The organism is Occallatibacter sp. (assembly GCF_036502485.1).
Classification (GTDB): domain Bacteria; phylum Acidobacteriota; class Terriglobia; order Terriglobales; family Acidobacteriaceae; genus Telmatobacter.
The window spans coordinates 1-2,139 of the sequence record NZ_DASXYM010000119.1; the positions used below are offsets into that span (position 1 = coordinate 1).

Genomic DNA, 2,139 nt, shown 5'->3' on the forward strand with positions numbered 1-2,139 from the left:
GAGTAGGACGAAGCCGAGAAAGCTTGTGGATGTATGGTCTTAGCGGTTTGCAATTCCGGCCTGCCACCTCGGGATCCGCCTTCGCGCCGGCAGTAATCTACTTTGATAACGAACCGGTCCATAGGTGGCCGGTCGCTCCGACGGTACTCCTGACACAGGGCCCCCTGTGTCAGAGCAGTTGCCGCGCGGATAGGATCGGAACCTTTGGGGGCGCGGATAGCAAGCAGTGGCTCGGTACGGACAGGCATACAAGGACAGGATAGTGGCGCGGCTGCTGCCGCCGGAGAGTTCGGCGGTCGAGGTTGTCTCGCGCGAGGTTGGTGTGAGCACGGCGACGTTGGAGCGCTGGCGGGCGGAGGCCCTGGCCAACGGACCTGGCGGTGGCAGCCAACGCTGGACAGCGGCGGCGCGACTGCAAGCAGTCATCGCAACTGCAGCGATGGATGAGGCGACACGCAGCGCCTGGAGCCGCGAGCAGGGACTGTATCCGGCGGAGCTGGATGCCTGGAAACAGGATGCGATAGCGGGTCTGGGCGAGCCGCGTGCGGCCAGTGCTGTGGAAGCGCGTCAGGATCGGCGCCGGGTGAAGGAGCTGGAACGCGAACTGCACCGCAAGGACAAGGCCCTGGCCGAAACGGCTGCCTTGCTTGTTCTCTCAAAAAAACTCGCAGCGGTCTTCAACGACGGCGAGGACGTATGACCCGCCTGGAAGACCGCCAGATCCTGATGCGAGATATCGCGCAAGCCCGCGCCGACGGTGCACGGCTTGCCCCGGCCTGTGCTCTGGCTGGCTTTGATCCCCGGACGCTGCAGCGCTGGAAGACTGGTGATGGCTTGTCGAACGGTGACCGTCGGCCAGATGCCGATCGTCCGGCTCCATCGCACGCATTGAGCGAGGCCGAACAGGCCCGGATCATCGCGGTAGCCAACGAATCGCGCTTTTCCGAGACACCGCCGGCGCGGATCGTCCCGGCATTGGCCGATGAAGGTATCTACATCGCCAGCGAGTCGAGCTTTCATCGTGTGCTGCGCGCTCGTGGCCAAATGCACCGGCGTGGGCGTGCCCAGCCGCCGCGCAAGTCAGGGCCGCCGCGCACTCATATCGCCACTCGCCCCGGCGAGGTCTGGTGCTGGGATGTGACGTTCCTTCCGTCGCAGATGCAGGGGCGTTGGTTCTACCTGTATCTGATCCTCGACCTGTATAGCCGCAAGATCGTGGGTTTCGAGGTGCATGACACGGATACCGCCGAACATGCTGCGCATCTGGCCAGGCGCACGGCGCTCGCTGAGGGCATCCACGCGATGCCAACGCGACCGGTGCTGCATGGTGACAATGGCGCGACGCTGAAGGCTACGACTGTGCTGGCCATGTTGCATTGGCTGGGCATCATGCCGTCCTACTCTCGGCCACGGGTGAGCGACGACAACGCCTTCGTGGAGGCGTTGTTCCGCACCGCGAAGTATCGGCCGGTCTTCCCACAGAAGGGGTTCACGGATCTCGCTCCCGCGCAGCAATGGGCCAATCGCTTTGTCCACTGGTATAATCATGAGCACCGTCATAGTGGCATTCGCTATGTCACTCCGGCACAACGTCATGCCGGACACGATCGAACGCTGCTTGCCAAGCGGCACGCAATCTACCAGCGAGCTCGTGAGAGGAACCCGCGGCGCTGGAGCGGGCAGACCCGCAACTGGACGCCCATCTCGGACGTCACACTCAACCCAGAGCGCGACAGCTTGGTCCCTTCATTGACATCATCGACCTGGCTTCTCGGTTCGATCGGAAGACCTGCTTCTCCGTCCCGACCTGGGGATACTCATGCCACGACGCGCGACGAAGGTGATGGGAGGAGCGGAACCACCCGCAGCCACGCGCAGCGCAGCGAGCATGGCGAGGATGGTGAGCACCAGACCTTCACCGCAGTGAGCGCCGTGGCACACTCGACTGCCAAAGGAGGCGCCACACAAACGGCCGGTTGATCAGAAGCTCATTACAAATCCCCAGCGGCAACTATGTTGACATGCACCGCGTCCCTGCCGCCCTGCGCGGCTTTGGGCTGAAGATTGGACTGACAACGCCGCGCAACCTCGAAAGCAGGGTTCGTACAACTCGGGAGTGACGCTCCGCAACTTGACCAA

Annotated in this window: 1 pseudogene; it reads left to right on the plus strand. The window is 63.3% G+C overall.

What is annotated here, in order from left to right:
* Positions 1-226 precede the first annotated feature (226 nt).
* Positions 227-1,743 (plus strand): annotated as a pseudogene (locus tag VGL22_RS15700) (IS3 family transposase); the annotation flags it as partial.
* Positions 1,744-2,139: the final 396 nt, after the last annotated feature.